Below are 16,774 nucleotides of genomic sequence, written 5' to 3'. Positions count from 1 at the left end.
AACGCATCATTAAGATGCGTTTTTTATGTTCTATTTTTATCATTTGCAATTATTCTGAACGGAAAAAATAAAAAATTACTGCCAACGTAACCAAGCAAATAACACGTTACCATTGTTATAAGTACCAGGCACATAAGTGGCTTGTAATGAAAGATGTCCGTAACCGACAGAAACTAACGGTAACGGGAGTGGCATAGGAATATAGTTGTATTCATGGCGCGCTGTAATACTTAGTGTAAAACCTGCGCCCATACGAAACCCGTCTTTATCACCGGGATACCACATTTTCTCAAAACCATAACCCATAATAGGCTGTACACGGTTATTTGAGTCCATAAATGCCATCGCATAAAGAGAGTGCCAATCACCATCGTTGTCATAACGATATTTACCCATACCAAAGCCCCAAGGTGTTTCGTTATAGCGATCCGTTTTTTCTTTATCGTAAGTAAAACGATTATGCCAAGTCCATACAGGCAAATAGTAGTTATATTGGTCATTGTCCCAAGTTTGATTGACATTACGTTTGAATTTTCCCCAGTAGCTTTCTTCATTATTAGATTGAGATGGATTGCTGGTGATTTGTTGGTTTTCTGTCGTAATAATCTGATGGGTATTGGAATTATTTTCAGAAGCGAAAGCAGACGTTGTTAATGCAAGAGACAACAGCGTTGTGGCTAATACGCTAGGGTGAAAATAGGATGATGACATAATATAACTCCGAGTACGGCATAAACAGTGATTCTGGTGATGACAAATAAACATTATTAATAGTGTTATTTAATCGACAAGTATTTAAGATAAGAGGTATCTGAAACTTTACTTCTTAAATAAAATCTTAAGGGATAAGAATCGGTTATAAAGAAAATAAATAGATTTATTATATTTATGGATGTAATTTTGTCTGATATTAAATGCTGTTTATCTTTATAATAATGTATTGTTTTTAATGAAAAATTAAGTTTTTATTAGATTGCTAATAAATAGCTGATAAATAAGGTTAAAGAGAAATAATTTTAGGTTGGTCATTTTCAACAGCAAAATTCCATAAAATAGCTATTTTTATGACTTAATGAAAATATTGAGATAAATTTAATATCAATAACATTAGGTTATAAAAAGAGATTAATTTCCAGCGGATAATAGAGTAACGAATAAGAAGAGTTAAATAAAAAAAAGAAAAAAACAGAGGTTGGTTTATAAAACGTTTAGGTTTAAGCGCTAACAACAGGAGTGTTGTCTGTTTTTTATACAGACAATCCTATGTTGAAAGAGTGCAAATTAAAGAATTGTTGCTTACACTCTCTCAACGTGAAGAAAGCATTTATTGAGATAATTTTTCTTGGCTAATAACAAGGAGTCGGTGAGTATGAGTATCACGATCCTTACCCCAGCAGAAAGCGTCCCACTTATTGTAGAAATCTTCAATACTGTTAATTAAGTGTAATGGTCTATCTTCTTCTGTTCCATCTGAGGCATAAATATAATGACCTTTACTAAAAGCCCATAAAATCATATCAATCCAAAAACCTTTACCATCAGAGGTTTGTTCTTCATCAGTAACAACGATATTATGAACTTTTAAAAGATTACAGAAAAAAGTACGAGGTAATTCTCTTATAGCATTACGATGTTTAGGTATACGGGAACGCCACACTTTTATTTGAGTGCATGTTGTTTTTCCATAAACTATGTCTTGTCGGAATCTAAGCTCAACAAGATAGGCTGTTTCACTTTCTTTGTCTGTAGTGACAAGCCTGTACTGATCTTTACGTAATGATTTAACTAAACGGTATCCTATTGGAATGTCAAAACCTTCCAAATCAACATCTTTTACACCTTGAGTGAGAAACTGAAGTGTATGTTCAATATTTTTAGCTGGTAGTTTCAACTTTTCATTAAAATCTGCATCAGGAATAAGATAAGGCATTGATTGTCCATTATTCTGTTGCGATGGTTCATTTTTCATTTAGCCCCTCCGCATTGTGTGATTGTCCAGAAATGCATTATAAATACCTCATCTAGCAGATAATATATCGATTGTCGTTAAAACGAACAAAATAATTTATTTTATTCTTATTATTTAAATATAGCTGAAATATATTCCTTAAATTGATGTGTCATGCAATAGAAGCCATCGGCTTAGTATTTATTATATACAACCTTAGCTGATTTATCTTACTGAATCACAACTCTCAACAATAGAGAATCGATAGATTGAGATGAGCTATCAAACTAGCTTCTTTATCTTGAGCATGCGATACTCCTTATCGCCTGAATTTACAGGCTTTGGCTCGGGGCGCCTTATGGCTGAGATGAACCCGTATAACCTGATCTGGATAATGCCAGCGTAGGGAAGTCAAGGTAACTCTGCTGATTAACAGAGTCCGACTTTTCTGTAACTGGTGAAAGGAGGAGTTAATCAGTGAGATTCAATGCATTGTCTATCGCAGGCACCGACCCTAGTGGTGGTGCAGGTATTCAGGCCGATCTGAAAACATTTTCCGCACTGGGTGTATATGGCACAACCGTAATGACGGCACTGGTTGCCCAAAATACCTGTGGTGTCCGTAGTGTCTATGATTTATCCCCTGATTTTGTTGCAGCTCAATTAGATGCTGTCTTGTCTGATGTTCGAATTGATAGTGCCAAAATTGGCATGCTCTCTAATGCCTCAATTATTGATGTGGTTTGCGACAAACTTCAGCAATATGCGATCCCTTTTGTTGTACTTGATACCGTGATGATTGCAAAAAGTGGTGATCCTCTATTACAGCCTGATGCGGTTAATAAAATGGTTACTCAGCTTTTGCCTCTGGTTGATTTGATCACGCCTAATTTACCTGAAGCGGCAGCACTGCTAGGTTGTGAAGTTGCTCAAGATGAAATAATGATGAAGCAACAAGGCTATGCATTGCTAAAACAAGGATGCAAAGCCGTGTTGATGAAAGGCGGGCATTTAACCGAAAATGAAAGCCCTGATTGGTTGTTTACTCAAGAAGGTGAGTGGCGATTTACCTCAAAACGCGTTAATACAAAAAATACGCATGGGACAGGATGCACACTTTCAGCCGCTTTGGCCGCTATTCGTCCTCAAGTTTCTAACTGGCAAATTTGTGTTGAACAAGCAAAAGCCTATTTACAACAAGCATTAGAACATGCCGACAGTTTAGAGGTTGGACAAGGTTTTGGTCCTGTACACCATTTTCATCGCTGGTGGTGATGTAAAAAAGCCCCTATAAAAGGGGCTTTAGCGTGTCGCAGAATTGTTTTTTTAAGCAATAGTGACAGATTTATTTAGATAAACATCTTGTACTGCATTAATTAGCGCAACGCCATCTTTCATTGATTTTTTGAAGGCTTTACGACCTAAAATTAAACCCATACCACCCGCACGTTTATTGATAACCGCAGTGCGTACAGCATCTTCAAGGTCATTATTACCTGAAGCGCCACCAGAGTTAATTAACCCTGCACGACCCATATAGCAGTTTGCTAATTGATAACGAACTAAATCAATTGGGTTTTCAGTGGTGAGTTTGGTGTAAACACGTTCATCAGTATGACCAAAACCAATCGCTTTAAAGCCACCGTTATTTTCAGCCATTTTTTGTTTAACGATATCCGCACCAATTGTAGCGGCTAAATGGTTCGCTTGACCTGTTAAGTCTGCACTTGCATGGTAATCAACACCGTCTTTTTTAAATGCAGGGTTACGTAAATAGGCCCACAATACGGTGACCATACCTAATTCATGAGCACGTTCAAAGGCCATTGAAATCTCTTCAATTTGGCGACGGCTTTCTTGTGAACCAAAGTAAATGGTCGCACCCACTGCAACAGCACCCATTTCAAAGGCTTGTTCTACACTGGCATACAGTGTTTGGTCATATTGCGCTGGGTAGCTTAAGGTTTCATTGTGGTTTAACTTCACAAGGAAAGGAATTTTGTGTGCATAACGACGAGAAACAGAAGCAAGAACACCATAAGTAGAGGCAACACAGTTACAACCCGCTTCAATAGCCAACTCAACAATATTTTTTGGATCAAAATAGAGTGGGTTTGCGGCAAAAGAGGCCGCGGCAGAGTGCTCAACACCTTGGTCAACAGGTAGAATAGACAGATAGCCCGTTCCCGCTAAACGTCCGTGATTAAACAGGGTTTGCATTGAACGTAACACGCTATTAGGGCGATTGTTATCAATCATAACACGATCAACAAAGTCAGAACCTGGTAGGTAGAGATTTTCGCTTGGGATGGTTTGGCAACGATGTTCTAATAATGATTTTGCATCAGCACCTAACAAACTTACTATATCAGTCATTACATACTCCAGTTCATGATGAGATGAGAGTGATTGTCATTTATCTACACTAAGATAACAAGTCACATTGAGGCGGTAACCGGCAGTGGATCGCTTCAGGTAACACAATAAATTCAAATTTATTCCCTAAAAGTGGTTCTCCATCTAAATTAAATACCATTTCATGAGAAGCACTAATGTTTACCCAGCGACTGTCGCGCTCGATAATCTTGTCGTTTTTTTTACGATCAAACAGGCTATTCAAAAGAGAAGGGAGTAATTCGTGTGCTTCAACAATGGTGATATTGAGTTTATTGTCGTTAATTAATGCTTCGGGGCAGAGTTGTTGTCCTCCTCCTGCTTGACGACCATTACCAATACCTAAAATCAGTGATTCACCTTCCCAGTGAAAATTTTCAGCTTCAATTGTGCAATGATCCGCTTTTAAAGAGTCAATACTTAAAAGGCCATTAATAAAATAGGCGACCCCACCTAATGCTGATTTTAAGGCTTCAGGGGTTTCTGTTGTGATTTTTGTTCCAAAGCCGCCTGATGCCATATTGATAAAATAGTGAGTCTTATTCACAGCGATAACATCAATTGGTACAGCGCGACCTTTAACGGCTAAATTAAGTGCATTTTCCATATCACGAGGGATTTGTGCGCTGATCGCAAAATCATTTGCTGTGCCTAATGGAATAATACCTAGAGTGGGAGGAGATGAAGGTGAAAGATGAATTAATTCAGATGCAACACGATTAATTGTACCGTCACCACCAGCTGCAATAACAGTTTCAGCATTTATATCAATAGCTTCTTGTACAAAACGTTGCACATCACTCGATTCCCAAGTCACTCTCACTTGGAGATCAAAACCTTCATCACGTAATTGGCAAACGGCTTTTCTCAATGCGCTATTATTCGCGCTTTTTCCATTAATGATTAGCAAACTAATTTTACTCATTGATGAGTTCCTTTAATTGAATCACTCTTTTAAAGGTAATGGATATCGAGAAAATTACTATGTTTTTTACAAATGATAACGAAAAAAGGAGTGTGGTTTTATACAAAAGGGGGATTGATAAGAAGGGGACAAAAAGAAAAGGCAAATCCAAGGGAGATTGGATTTGCCAAGGAGGTGGTTCCTAGTCTTACTGTATTCATTCTAGTTCTTTATTTTTCGGAACTGATGATACGGTAAACAAATCATTATTGATGTGATCTGTATTTGAAATTGACCACTTTAAATCAGATTATGACGCTTTACTTCACTTCTACCGCATCAATTTTATGTGGTTGACGTGTTGTTGTACCTTGTAGGTTGCGGATCAGCAGTGCAAAATCTAAATCAACATCTTCAGGAACAGATAAATAAACCATGTGACCATTACCTGGTGCAACATCCGTTGGCTGCTGTTTTTTGTTAAACAGCGCTTCTAGCGTAAATTGAATATTTCCCGTTGGTGTCATTAATTCTAGGCTATCACCTAAAACAAATTTATTTTTAACATCAACTTCAGCTAAACCGTTTACGCGTTTACCTGTAAATTCACCGACAAATTGTTGAGTGTCAGAGACAGAATAACCATATTCATAAGTTTGGTACGCATCATGGGTATGACGACGTAAGAAACCTTCTGTATAACCGCGGTGTGCTAAGCCTTCTAATGTAGTTAGCAACGTTGGATCAAAAGGTTTACCGGCAACTGCATCATCAATTGCACGACGATACATTTGTGCAGTACGGGCACAGTAATAGAAGGATTTAGTACGACCTTCAATTTTCAGCGAATGTACACCCATTTGAGTTAATTGCTCAACGTGTTCAATCGCGCGTAAGTCTTTAGAGTTCATGATATAAGTACCGTGTTCATCTTCGAACGCAGTCATATATTCACCAGGGCGTTTTGCTTCTTCGATTAAGTAAACTTTGTCTGTTGGCGCGCCAACACCTAAAGTAGGCTCAACGTTTTTAACTGGGATTGGTGTGTATTTTTCAACGATATTACCAACCTCGTCTTCTTTGCCTTCTTCGACTTTATATTCCCAACGGCAAGCATTAGTACATGTACCTTGGTTCGGGTCACGCTTATTGATGTAACCAGATAACAGGCAACGGCCTGAGTAAGCCATACATAATGCACCGTGAACGAAAACTTCTAATTCCATATCAGGAACTTGCTTACGAATTTCAGCAATTTCATCAATAGAGAGTTCACGAGAAAGGATCACGCGAGTTAATCCCATTTGACGCCAAAATTTTACGGTTGCCCAGTTAACGGCATTGGCTTGCACTGAAAGGTGGATATCCATTTCAGGGAAGGCTTCTCGTACCATCATGATCAAACCCGGATCAGACATAATCAGCGCATCAGGGCCCATATCAATGACGGGTTTTAAGTCACGGATAAAGGTTTTTAATTTAGCATTATGAGGTGCGATATTAACCACAACATAGAAGCGCTTACCTAATTCGTGGGCTTCTTGAATACCTTTAGCAAGGTTTTCGTGGTTAAACTCATTATTACGCACACGTAAGCTATAACGTGGCTGACCTGCATAAACGGCGTCTGCGCCATAAGCAAATGCATAGCGCATATTTTTTAATGAGCCAGCAGGAGAGAGCAATTCGGGTGTAAACATGGTTAATTTCCTGGTTCTGATTTCAAGTCAGTCCCCCCACACATTGGGTAGGGGTATATCATAAAGGGGTGGATTCTAGCGCTTAAGTGTAGCGAGGTTCAATGTATTCCTGAAAAAATATCATCGAAAACGGTAAGCTTGGGTTTCCCAACGATAACCTTGACCATAAATTGAGCGAATAAATTCAATTTGATCGTTAAGTTGCTCAAGTTTACGTCGTAAGTTTTTAATATGACTATCAATGGTTCTATCCGTCACAATGCGGTAATCATCATAAAGATGATCCATAAGCTGATCTCGCGTTAATATCTTGCCTGGTTGTGTGGCTAAGGCCTTTAATAGGCGAAATTCAGCGGTGGTTAAATCGAGAATTTTATTATTGTATTGGATTTGATAAGCCTGTTCATCAATCACAACTAACTTATCGCTCTGAACAATATCTTGAGGACGATAAAAACGACGCAATAACGTTTTGACTCTGGCGACCACTTCTCTTGGGCTATATGGTTTGCAAATATAATCATCAGCACCAATTTCAAGACCTAATAATCTATCGACTTCTTCTGTTTTGGCAGTGACCATAATAATGGGAATGTCGGAGAATTGGCGCAACTCTTTACAAATTGTGATGCCATCTTTTACAGGTAACATAAGATCTAACAAAACTAAATCATAGTGCTGCTGTTTTACACAATGGCTGACTTCCGCGCCATCGGCTAACCAATGTGTTTGATAACCTGATGCTTGCAGATAATCAATGAGCAATTGTGCAAGTTTGGGTTCATCTTCAACAATTAGGATTGAATAGGGTGATTCAGTCGTTGTCATTTATCAGCTCAATAATTATTAGCGCAAAATGATAAGGCTTAATTATCATCAGAATATGCAGGTAATTCTATAAGGATTTTCATGCCACCTAAAGAGGAAGGCATGGCACTTATCTTACCATTATGAGCTTCAATAATATTTTCGCAAATCGCAAGCCCTAATCCAGACCCACCACTTGCTCGATTTCGTGAACTTTCAGCACGATAAAAACGCTGAAAAACCGCTTTATATTGCGATTCATCAAGCCCTGGTGCGCTATCTTCTAATGAAATTAGCACACTATTATGGCCTTTCTTGGTACTGATATGTAATTGACCTCCAGAATAGGTATAACGAACGCTATTTTCTAACAGATTGTGAAAAAGCTGGATAAGCCTATCTGGATCGGCTTGTACAATCAGCGACGATAAATCATCTAACTCGGTGAATAGGGCAATATCTTTGGTTTGGTAAGTGTGACGATAAGAGGCTACCGCTAATAAAATTACTTCATTAATATCAACAAAGTCTTTGCGATAGGTTAAAGAGCCTCTATCTGATAATGAAAGCTGGTGGAGATCATTGACGAGTTTAGTCAGATTCGTCACTTCAAATAACAGAGAATTTAAGGTTTCGGCTGTAGGTTTTCTCACACCATCTTGTAATGCTTCAAGCTCACCTTTTAAGATAGCCAGTGGTGTTCGCAATTCATGAGAGATGTCGGCCATATAATCACGGCGAATTTGCTCATTTTTTTCTAATGTACTGGCAAGTTGGTTAAAATCAGTGGCGAGTTGGCTGATTTCATCTTTACTAGTAGGATGAACCCGAACAGAGAAATCGCCAGCAGCCAGTTTATGGGTTGCTTCAACCAAACGCTTAACAGGGCGTATCATGCTGCGAGAAAGAACCAATGTGATTAGCAGTGCAAACAGAACAGTTGCACCTGCAATAATCCAACTGGTACGCAGTTGTTGCTTATCAAAACTGATATCGGCTTCACTACTGATTTTATCTGCGGCACTGACAATCACCCATCCAACAATTTCATCGTGAAAGGTAATAGGTTTTTTAAATGTCTCTGCGGGAAATTGATTGTCATGTCCAAATAAGCGCTTCATGTCTTTATCTACAATCCAAAACTGTGTACGCCAACCGCGAGGCGGAGGGCCATCACCACTTTGGCTTATCTGATCAATGGTTCTTAATATTTGATAGACAGAATGTTCATCTTTGTATAAAAAATGCCAATCACCAGCTAATTCATATTGTTCAGTTAAGGCTTCTGCAATATGAGTTGCTCGCTGTTCACTGTTTTTCTTGATATAGCCAATAAAGCCTTGTTGAAAGCTACTACGAATACCAATATGCATAGCAAAGACAACCACCATGCACGTTGCGAAAATCACCAGAAACAGCTTGCTTCTCAATTTCATGCATTTGCCTCTTTTTTGCTGATACGTCGTTGTTGCCAACGTTCACGCAATCCATCAAAAAATAGATAAATAACAGGGGTGGTATAGAGCGTTAATAGCTGGCTCATTAATAAGCCACCGACGATGGTAATACCCAAAGGTTGTCTTAATTCTGCACCATCACCACTGCCTAACATTAACGGCAAAGCACCAAATAACGCCGCAAGTGTCGTCATAATAATAGGACGAAAACGCAATAAGCTGGCTTGAATAATCGCCTCTTTGGCAGACAATTTACCTTCACGCTGTGCGGTAATTGCAAAATCTACCATGATAATGGCGTTTTTCTTCACAATACCAATAAGCAACATAATGCCGATAAGTGCAATTAGGCTAAAGGGGGTATCGAAAAGCTGTAACGCCAATAACGCACCTACGCCCGCAGAAGGAAGGGTAGATAAAATGGTTAGCGGATGAATATAGCTTTCATACAGCACACCTAACACTAAATACACCGTGACTATTGCTGCCAAGATAAGAATAAGCTGTGACTTTATGGTTTCTTGGAAAACCTGTGCAGTGCCCGCAAATGTGCCTCTTACCGTATTGGGTACACCCAATTCAGTCATTGTGCGTTCAATAGAATTAATGGCATCAGCTAACGTATAGCCTTCAGGTATATTAAAAGCAATAGTTGACGCTGCGGATAATCCTTGGTGATTCACACTTAATGGTGCGTTAGCAGGATACCAACTGGCGAATGCGGATAATGGAATACGTTCACCTTGTGAATTGACCACATACATTTTATCTAATGCAGAGACATCTTGGGTATATTGTTCAGACACTTCCATCACCACTTTATACTGATTTAATGGCGCATAAATGGTGGAGATCTGGCGTTGACCAAAGGCATTGTTAAGTAGATTATTCACATCACTGACATTAATACCTAATTGCGACATCGTATCGCGATCATAAGTCAGAGCCATTTCAGCGCCTTTGTCTTCTTTATCTGAGTTAACATCCACAAGCTCAGGTAATTCGCCTAAGGCTTTACGTACAATAGGCTCCCATTTACGCAACTCGCTTAAATCATCGGCTAATAATGTAAATTGATAACTGGCATTGGCTTGACGCCCACCCGCTCTTACATCCTGTACGGGCATTAAAAAGAGGTTAGCTCCGGGTTCATTCGCTAATTTTGTGCGTAAACGATTAATAACTTGATTCGCACTGTCAGTTCTTTCTGACAACGGATTGAGGGAGATAAACATAAACCCACTGTTAATGCGACCGCCACCAGTAAAACCAGTCACGCTATCCACGTCTTTATCCGCATTAATTTCCTGCATAAAGCGAGCCATTTTTTCTTTCATCGACTGGAATGAAATACTCTGATCCGCTCGCACAAATCCCATTAATCGACCTGTATCTTGATCGGGGAAAAAGGTTTTGGGCGCGCTAATATATAAATAAACATTTAAGCCCAAGGTTGCGAGAAAAATCGTCATAACCCAGCGTTTATGGCGCAATGCAGCTTGTAATGTGACGCTGTAACCTTGTTGGGCGCGGAAAAGTAACTTACCAAAACCTCGTAAATGCGACTGTGCTTTCGGTTTCATTCCTTTTAATAAATGTGCGCACATCATGGGGGTTAGCGTTAACGAAACAAACAAAGAGATAGCGATTGCTGTCGTTAACGTAATGGCAAATTCTTTAAATAATCGCCCAACAAGACCATCCATTAACAGTAATGGAATAAAAACGGCAACAAGAGAAATACTCATCGAAAGTACGGTAAAACCCACTTCACCGACACCTTTTAGTGCGGCTTGTTTAGGCTTTAAACCATTTTCGATATGACGAGAGATGTTTTCAAGTACGACAATCGCATCATCAACCACAAAACCTGTAGCAACCGTTAATGCCATTAATGAAAGGTTGTTTAAGCTAAAGCCACAGAGATACATCGCTGAAAATGTACCAATTAATGAAACGGGTACAGCAACAGCAGGGATCAGAGTGGCGCGACCTGAGCGTAAAAATAAGAACACCACTAAAATGACTAACGCCACCGCAATGGCTAACGCACGTTCAACTTCAGCTAGGGATGCGCGAATAGTCGGTGTTCTATCTTGTGCAACTTTTAAATCAACACTGGCAGGAATAAGCTCACGCAATTCAGGAAGTTCATCACGAATACGATTAACGGTTTCAATAATATTTGCACCTGCTTCACGGCGAATAACCAACAAGATAGCAGGCTCACCGCCACTCATACCCGCAGCGCGTGCGTTTTGTACGGAATCAGTCACTTGTGCCACATCACTTAGACGCACAACCGCATCTTGATTGTAATGCACAATAATTGGACGATATTCAGCGGCTTTGCTTAGTTCATCATTGGTTTGAATTTGCCAACGATTATCATCATTATTCACAAAGCCTTGAGGTCGTCGCACATTAGCTTGGTTTATGGCTTTTCTGACATCATCTAGGCTTACGTTTTGATTGAACAATGCATCAGGATTAAGGGCGACACGAACCGCAGGTAGTGAACCGCCACCGACAGAAACTTCACTGACGCCTTCAATTTGTGAGATTTTTTGTGCCAATCGTGTTGATGCTAAATCGTAAAGCTCACCCGTGTTTTGTGTGTCAGAGGTGAGCGTTAAAATCATAATCGGTGCATCAGAAGGATTCGATTTATAATAACGTGGGCGGCTTGGCATCCCTGAAGGTAGCAAGCTTTGTGATGCATTTAATGCCGCCTGTACATCTCGTGCCGCCGTATTGATATCTTTATTTAAATCGAAAACCAGTGTGATATTGGTACTCCCTAGCGAACTGCTTGATGTCATCTCATCAATCCCCGCGATACGCCCTAAAGAGCGCTCAAGTGGCGTAGCAACAGAGGATGCCATCGTTTCAGGAGATGCCCCAGGCAATGAGGCATTGATATTAATAACGGGGTAATCCACCTGTGGCAAAGGCGCCACAGGAAGTAACATAAAGCCCAATACACCGCAAAGTGAAATTGCTAAACTGAGCAACGTGGTTGCTACAGGTCGTTGAATAAAGAGGGCGAAGAACTTCATGATACAGCCCCGTTATTATTTTCAACGTGTTTATTGCGGTTGATATAGAGCGATAATTTATCAAATAACAGATAAATTACCGGTGTCGTAAATAGGGTTAAGATCTGGCTCATAATTAAGCCTCCAACCATACAAACCCCTAATGGTTGACGTAATTCTGCCCCTACACCTGTACTCAACATTAAAGGTAAAGCACCTAAAAGCGCCGCCATTGTGGTCATTAAGATTGGGCGGAAACGTAATAAACACGCTTGATAAATAGCTTCGTAAGGCGTTAAACCTTGTTCTCGTTCAGCGGCAAGGGCAAAGTCTATCATCATGATCGCATTTTTCTTTACGATCCCGATAAGCAAGATGATCCCAATAATCGCAATAATATCAAGCTCATTGCCTGCTGCAATTAAAGCAAGTAATGCCCCAACACCCGCTGTTGGCAGTGTAGATAAAATAGTAATAGGGTGAATAAAACTCTCATATAGCACGCCTAATACAATATACATTGCTACAATTGCCGCGATAATCAGCCACAAAGTACTCGAAAGCGCGCTTTCAAATGCCAGTGTCGCCCCTTGGAATTGGGTGGTAATATCTTTTGGCATAGAAATCTGCTCTTCAGCCAATTTCACTGCATTCACCGCTTCTTCAAGAGAGGATTGTTCCGCGACATTAAATGAGAATGTTGCTGAAGGAAATTGTTCTTGATGATTAATAGAGAGCGGTGCCAAGCGTTGCTCTACGGATGCAATAGATAATAAAGGTACCATCGCACCATCTTTACCCGTTAAATGCACGGCTGAAAGTGCCTGTAATCCATCTCCGTTGCGAATATTTTGTTCTAATACCACGCGATACTGATTTGCTTGAGTGTAGATAGTGGAAATTAAACGCTGACCAAACGCATTATAAAGTGCATTATCAATATCACTCATTGAAATACCTAAACGGCTTGCTGAGTCTCTATCCACTTTGATATACGCCATCATGCCGTTATCTTGCCAATCACTGCTAATATCAGTCAATTCAGGGCTATCTTTTAATGCTTGAGAGAGTTTGGGTACCCAAGAGGCCAATTCATCTAATGATGTTGCTTGTAGCGTAAATTGATACTGAGTACGAGAAACTTGCGTATCAATCGTTAAATCTTGAGTTGGTTGTAGATAGAGAGTCATTCCTGAAATAGAAGCAATACGCTCTTGTAAACGAGGAATAATCACATCTATCCGATCTTCACGCTGATCAAGAGGCTTCAACGTAATTTGTAAACGACCGGTGTTTAAGGTTGCGTTGCTTCCATCAATACCCACGAAACTAGCAATATTATCAATAGCAGGATCATCAATTAATTTATCAACGACCTGTTGCTGTTTTTCTACCATTGCTTGGTAAGAAATAGATTGTGAGGTTTCAATGGTGCCTTGCAATAGCCCGTTATCTTGTAATGGGAAGAAGCCTTTAGGAATAAACATATATAGCAATACGGTTAGTACTAATGTGCTAAGTGCTACGCCAAGCGTTATCCATTGATGGTTTAAAACACGTTTGAGCCAAACTGCATACACTGCAATCATTTTTTCAAAAAAACGCTCGCACGCCATTTCAAAACGGTTGTGTTTGATTTCATTTTCAGGTTTTAGCAATCGAGCACACATCATTGGCGTTAATGTGAGCGAAACCACCGCAGAGATTAGAATGGCAACAGCAAGGGTGATTGCAAACTCTCTAAATAGACGACCAACAATATCTCCCATAAATAATAGGGGGATCAGTACGGCAATCAGAGAGAAAGTGAGTGAAATAATGGTAAAGCCAATCTCACCAGCTCCTTTTAAAGCGGCTGTTAACGGTTTATCACCACGTTCGAGATAACGGGAAATATTTTCAATCACAACAATGGCATCATCGACAACAAAGCCTGTGGCAATGGTTAATGCCATTAAAGTGAGGTTGTTGACAGAGAATCCACAAAAATACATCACCGCAAACGTACCTACTAATGAAAGCGGTACGGCAATACTTGGGATTAAGGTTGCGACACCATTACGTAAAAAGAGATAAATGACCATTACCACAAGGGCGATAGCTAAACCAAGTTCAAACTGCACATCTTTAACTGAAGCGCGGATCGTTGTCGTTCTGTCTGTTAAGATCTCAACATTAACGGATTTTGGTAAATTAGAGACTAAATCCGGCAATAAATTACGAATATTATCAGTGGTATCAATAACGTTGACACCAGGTTGTCGTTGAACATTAATAATAATCGCTTGCTCATTATTCGCCCATGCTCCTAATTGATTGTTTTCAGGTGCTTGTTCAATAGTGGCAATATCAGATAAACGGATTGGTGCGTCATTTTTATAGGTAACGATTAATTGGCGGTAATCTTCTAATGATTTCATCTGATCATTAGCAGATAACGTCACAGAGCGAGTTGGCCCATCAAGGCTCCCTTTCGCTGAGTTAATGTTCGCATTATTGATTGCTACACGAATTTTTTCGCTATCTAAACCGTAAGATGCTGCGGCTTGTGCATTGAGTTTGACTCTAACAGCGGGGCGCTGACCACCCGCTAGTGCCACCAAACCCACGCCATTAACTTGTGAGATTTTTTGCGAAATACGGGTTTCAACCATATCTTGCAACTGTGTCATTGGTAATGTTGAGCTAGTAACCGCCAAGGTTAAAATAGGCGGATCAGCCGGATTGACTTTGCTGTAAATCGGAGGATAAGGTAAATCGGATGGTAGCAGATTAGTCGCTGCATTTATCGCAGCTTGTACCTCTTGCTCTGCAACATCTAATGGTAATGTGAGTTGAAACATCAGTGTGATCACTGATGCACCACCAGAGCTTTGTGACGACATCTGTTTTAATCCAGACATCTGCCCAAATTGACGCTCTAATGGCGCGGTAACCGCGGATGTCATTACATCAGGGCTTGCACCAGGATAGAGTGTAACAACTTGAATTGTTGGGTAATCGACTTCTGGCAAGGCAGACACTGGCAACATACGATAGCCAACAATACCCGCTAACAGTATGGCAACCATAAATAAAGTTGTTGCAACAGGGCGCAGAATAAATAAGCGAGAAGGACCGCCACCTGTACCGTGTGTTTTTTCTGTCATTACGCTTTCTCCGCGACAACACGGTCATTTTCTTTATTTTTTGGTGCTGTTGGTGTCACGATATCGACTTTTGCACCTTGTGTTAATCTATCCACACCATCGGTTACAACACGTTGATTTGCTGATAAACCCGAAGCGATAACCACTTTTTCTGCATTTTGTAATGCAACTTCAACACGTAATTTGCTCACTTTATCTTCGCTATCAACAACCCAGACAAAGTGACCTTCATTCCCCATTTGCAATGCTGCATTAGGAATAACCACTGCCTTTTCTAACGTGGTGACGTAAAGGCGTACATTCACGAATTGATTAGGGAATAGTGTATTTTCTTGTTGAGGGAAACGGGCTTTTAACTTTATGGTGCCTGTCGCTGCATCAATTTGATTATCAACACTAAATAGTGTGCCTTGTGCTAATTCAAATTGATTATTTCTATCTAACGCCGTAACAGGCAAATCTGCATTGTTTTTACGTGCTTGAATAACATTCGCTAAATCTTGTTCTGGCAAAGTAAAAAGCACATCAACAGGGTCCATTTGATTGATAACAACGATAGGCGTGGATGAACCGCCAGAAATATAGTTTCCTACATCAACTTGCTTTAAACCCACTCGGCCTGAAATAGGTGCCGTGATTTTGCTGTAGGTTAATTGCAGTTGTGCATTGCTGATAGTGGCTTCATCAATACGAATACTGGCTTCAGATTGTTTTACTAAAGCTTGCTGATTATCTAACTCTTGTTGTGAGACTAAGTTAGTTTTCGCTAATTTCTGATAACGCACTAAATCAAGGCGTGCATTTGCTAATGTGGCTTGATCTTTTGCTAGCTGTCCTTTGGCTTGGGCTAATTGTACTTCAAAAGGGCGCGAGTCAATTTCAGCTAAGAGATCGCCTTTTTGAACTTGTTGGCCTTCGGTGAAATGTAGCGCCATTAATTGACCTTCAACACGGCTAGTGACGGTCACGCTGTTAGTGGCTTTTACTGTACCTAAAGCAGATAAAAATTGAGGGACATCTTCTTGTGTTGATGTTGCAACTTGAACAGGCGGCAAAGGAGGACGACGAGATCCAGATATACCTCGACTCTGGGTGTTTGTTGCTTGAGTCCCTTTATTTTCGGGCGACGCTGTTTTTGCTGCATTAAATTGCCAATAGGCGTAACCACCTGCGATTACGACGATTAAAGCGATAATGAGAGAAACTCTTTTTTTAGCATTTTTGTTTTTATTCATTACTTTTGTGATCCCACTGGCAACTAGCTAATCAGAAATACTGAAATGAAAATCTGGAATGGTGACATTCTACCTGTTTCTTCACAGTTAAAAATGGAGGAAATATGGAAATTAAGTCAAGGAATGTGTTTTGTTGGCGTTA

At 40.0% G+C, this 16,774-nt stretch carries 11 protein-coding genes and 1 riboswitch; of the genes, 1 reads left to right on the top strand and 10 read right to left on the bottom strand.

From position 1 onward, the window contains the following. Positions 1–75 precede the first annotated feature (75 nt). Positions 76–711: a lipid IV(A) palmitoyltransferase PagP gene (gene pagP / locus ABN212_RS14155; RefSeq protein WP_160230446.1), complete on the bottom strand. Its 636-nt coding sequence runs from the start codon at positions 709–711 to the stop codon at positions 76–78. A gap of 613 nt (positions 712–1,324) precedes the next feature. Continuing rightward, a complete protein-coding gene (locus ABN212_RS14150; RefSeq protein ID WP_196573928.1) occupies positions 1,325–1,969 on the bottom strand; it encodes a hypothetical protein in 645 nt (214 codons plus the stop codon). Between the two features lie 316 nt (positions 1,970–2,285). Then, a riboswitch (TPP riboswitch) is annotated at positions 2,286–2,374 on the top strand. Positions 2,375–2,425: 51 nt separating this feature from the next. Here ABN212_RS14150 and thiD point away from each other — a divergent pair. Beyond that, the gene (gene thiD, locus ABN212_RS14145; RefSeq protein WP_109374217.1) at positions 2,426–3,223 is read left to right on the top strand and encodes a bifunctional hydroxymethylpyrimidine kinase/phosphomethylpyrimidine kinase; all 798 of its coding nucleotides are present in this window, start codon (positions 2,426–2,428) and stop codon (positions 3,221–3,223) included. A gap of 51 nt (positions 3,224–3,274) precedes the next feature. Here the strand turns inward: thiD and fbaB are convergent, their stop codons facing one another. The 8 genes from fbaB to ABN212_RS14105 all read right to left on the bottom strand — a co-directional run bounded on the left by fbaB (position 3,275) and on the right by ABN212_RS14105 (position 16,632). Next, a complete protein-coding gene (gene fbaB / locus ABN212_RS14140) occupies positions 3,275–4,324 on the bottom strand; it encodes a class I fructose-bisphosphate aldolase (RefSeq protein WP_006533078.1) in 1,050 nt (349 codons plus the stop codon). A 49-nt stretch (positions 4,325–4,373) separates the two neighbouring features. After that, positions 4,374–5,267, bottom strand: a complete 894-nt coding sequence (gene yegS, locus ABN212_RS14135; protein ID WP_349443326.1) for a lipid kinase YegS — start codon at positions 5,265–5,267, stop codon at positions 4,374–4,376. 299 nt (positions 5,268–5,566) lie between these two features. Beyond that, complete coding sequence (yegQ, locus tag ABN212_RS14130) at positions 5,567–6,946, bottom strand: tRNA 5-hydroxyuridine modification protein YegQ (protein WP_109374219.1); 1,380 nt, start codon at positions 6,944–6,946, stop codon at positions 5,567–5,569. A 120-nt stretch (positions 6,947–7,066) separates the two neighbouring features. Then, the gene (baeR, locus tag ABN212_RS14125) at positions 7,067–7,774 is read right to left on the bottom strand and encodes a two-component system response regulator BaeR (RefSeq protein ID WP_198621022.1); all 708 of its coding nucleotides are present in this window, start codon (positions 7,772–7,774) and stop codon (positions 7,067–7,069) included. 38 nt (positions 7,775–7,812) lie between these two features. Continuing rightward, positions 7,813–9,189 (bottom strand): two-component system sensor histidine kinase BaeS, encoded by a 1,377-nt coding sequence (gene baeS / locus ABN212_RS14120; RefSeq protein ID WP_198621023.1) that lies wholly within the window; start codon positions 9,187–9,189, stop codon positions 7,813–7,815. Continuing rightward, positions 9,186–12,269, bottom strand: a complete 3,084-nt coding sequence (gene mdtC / locus ABN212_RS14115) for a multidrug efflux RND transporter permease subunit MdtC (protein WP_198621024.1) — start codon at positions 12,267–12,269, stop codon at positions 9,186–9,188. Before mdtC ends, baeS begins: the two co-directional genes overlap by 4 nt. Then, the gene (locus ABN212_RS14110) at positions 12,266–15,397 is read right to left on the bottom strand and encodes an MdtB/MuxB family multidrug efflux RND transporter permease subunit (protein ID WP_349443325.1); all 3,132 of its coding nucleotides are present in this window, start codon (positions 15,395–15,397) and stop codon (positions 12,266–12,268) included. The genes mdtC and ABN212_RS14110 overlap by 4 nt, the downstream gene beginning before the upstream one ends. After that, a complete protein-coding gene (locus tag ABN212_RS14105; protein WP_198621026.1) occupies positions 15,397–16,632 on the bottom strand; it encodes an MdtA/MuxA family multidrug efflux RND transporter periplasmic adaptor subunit in 1,236 nt (411 codons plus the stop codon). Before ABN212_RS14105 ends, ABN212_RS14110 begins: the two co-directional genes overlap by 1 nt. Between the last annotated feature and the right edge of the window lie 142 nt (positions 16,633–16,774).

Source organism: Proteus genomosp. 6 (genome assembly GCF_040139785.1).
Classification (GTDB): Bacteria; Pseudomonadota; Gammaproteobacteria; order Enterobacterales; family Enterobacteriaceae; genus Proteus.
This window is presented reverse-complemented; position numbering and strand designations above follow the sequence as displayed.

Coding starts and splice junctions, on each gene's coding strand:
- yegS (WP_349443326.1), bottom strand. CDS start 5,267: ATGAGTAAAATTAGTTTGCTAATCATTAATGGAAAAAGCGCGAATAAT.
- ABN212_RS14150 (WP_196573928.1), bottom strand. CDS start 1,969: ATGAAAAATGAACCATCGCAACAGAATAATGGACAATCAATGCCTTAT.
- ABN212_RS14110 (WP_349443325.1), bottom strand. CDS start 15,397: ATGACAGAAAAAACACACGGTACAGGTGGCGGTCCTTCTCGCTTATTT.
- ABN212_RS14105 (WP_198621026.1), bottom strand. CDS start 16,632: ATGAATAAAAACAAAAATGCTAAAAAAAGAGTTTCTCTCATTATCGCT.
- mdtC (WP_198621024.1), bottom strand. CDS start 12,269: ATGAAGTTCTTCGCCCTCTTTATTCAACGACCTGTAGCAACCACGTTG.
- baeS (WP_198621023.1), bottom strand. CDS start 9,189: ATGAAATTGAGAAGCAAGCTGTTTCTGGTGATTTTCGCAACGTGCATG.
- fbaB (WP_006533078.1), bottom strand. CDS start 4,324: ATGACTGATATAGTAAGTTTGTTAGGTGCTGATGCAAAATCATTATTA.
- yegQ (WP_109374219.1), bottom strand. CDS start 6,946: ATGTTTACACCCGAATTGCTCTCTCCTGCTGGCTCATTAAAAAATATG.
- pagP (WP_160230446.1), bottom strand. CDS start 711: ATGTCATCATCCTATTTTCACCCTAGCGTATTAGCCACAACGCTGTTG.
- baeR (WP_198621022.1), bottom strand. CDS start 7,774: ATGACAACGACTGAATCACCCTATTCAATCCTAATTGTTGAAGATGAA.